Raw genomic sequence first — 1,596 nt, 5'->3', positions numbered from 1 at the left:
CGAACGTCCGCAACGGGTCGAGGCTGTGTGAAAACACCTTCTGTCCGAGCGAATTAGGGTAGCCTCCTGAGGCCAGCAGGAGGTGGATTATGAGCCGCTTCGTTCAGGGTGCAGATCGTCGGCAGCCCACGCTGCTTCCCGAATGTCTGGATGACTATGTGGCCGAGGACAATCCGGTCCGGGTAGTCGACGTCTTCGTCGATGAGCTGGACCTGAAGGGGCTGGGCTTCGAGGGGATGACGCCAGCGACGACGGGCCGACCGGCCTATCACCCGGCCATGCTGCTGAAGCTCTACGTCTACGGCTATCTGAACAAGGTGCAGTCGAGCCGACGGCTGGAGCGTGAGGCGCAGCGCAATGTCGAGCTGATGTGGCTCACAGGGCGGCTGGCGCCGGATCACAAGACCATCGCCGACTTCCGCCGCGAGAACGGTTCGGCGATCCAGGCGGCCTGCGCTCAGTTCGTGGTCCTGTGCCGACAGCTAGGCCTGTTCGGCGCGGCCTTGGTCGCCATCGACGGCTCAAAGTTCAAGGCGGTGAACACGCGCGACAGGAACTTCACCGCCTATAAGGTGAAGCGACGGATCGAACAGGTGAGCGAGCATATCGCCGGCTATCTGCAGGACCTGGACACGGCGGACCGTCACGAGGGCGAGGCAGCCGAGGCGCGGTCTGGCCGTCTGGTCGAGAAAATCGATCGGCTACGCGCCCAGATGGCGATGCTGAAGGTCATGGAGGCAGAGGTTGAGGCGGCGCCTGACGGCCAGGTCTCCCTGACCGATCCGGACGCCCGGGCCATGGCGACGTCTGGTCGGGGCAGCGGCATCGTCGGCTACAACGTCCAGGCGGCCGTCGAAGGCGGGCATCACCTGATTGTCGCCCACGAGGTGATTATGACCGGCTCCGACCGGCAGCAACTGGCAACATGGCCGGCCGAGCCAAGGACGCCATGGGCGTGGAAAGGCTCGATGTCCTGGCGGACCGGGGTTACTTCTCCGGCGAGGAAATCCTGGCCTGCGAGGCCTTGGGCGCGACGCCCTTCGTGCCGAAAACGCTGACGTCAGGCGCCAAGGCGAACGGCCGTTTCGGCAAGCAGGACTTCGTTTATCTGCCCGACCAGGACGTTTACCGCTGCCCGGCCGGCTCCCTGCTTCCGTATCACATGACCGTTGTCGAGCGGGGCATGACGCTCCACCGATACTGGGACCGGGCCAGTTGCACCGGCTGCAGCATCAAGGCCCAGTGCACGCCTGCGGTCGAACGAAAGGTCACACGCTGGGAGCATGAAGCGGTGATCGACGCCTTACAGGCTAGGATGGACCTGAGGCCCAGAGCCATGCGCGAACGGCGAAGCCTGGTCGAACACCCGTTCGGCACGATCAAGGGCTGGATGGGCCACACCCACTTCCTCACCAAGCGCCTTGCCAACGTGAAGACCGAGATCAGCCTCCACATCCTCGCCTACAACATGAAACGGGTAATGGCGGTGCTCGGAACGAAGACCCTGATGAACGCGATCCGAGCCTGAGGCCATCGCGCCTCGTCGCCACCTCGGCCTCATCGTGGATCAGCACGTTTTTACACGGCCTCGGTCGA

Annotated in this window: 1 pseudogene; it reads left to right on the top strand. The window is 64.0% G+C overall.

The features are described from left to right. Positions 1 to 89 precede the first annotated feature (89 nt). Positions 90 to 1,528: pseudogene (locus ABE454_RS16100) on the top strand (IS1182 family transposase). Positions 1,529 to 1,596: the final 68 nt, after the last annotated feature.

The sequence above is a fragment of the Brevundimonas diminuta genome (genome assembly GCF_039673845.1).
Classification (GTDB): Bacteria; Pseudomonadota; Alphaproteobacteria; order Caulobacterales; family Caulobacteraceae; genus Brevundimonas; species Brevundimonas diminuta_E.
This window is presented reverse-complemented; position numbering and strand designations above follow the sequence as displayed.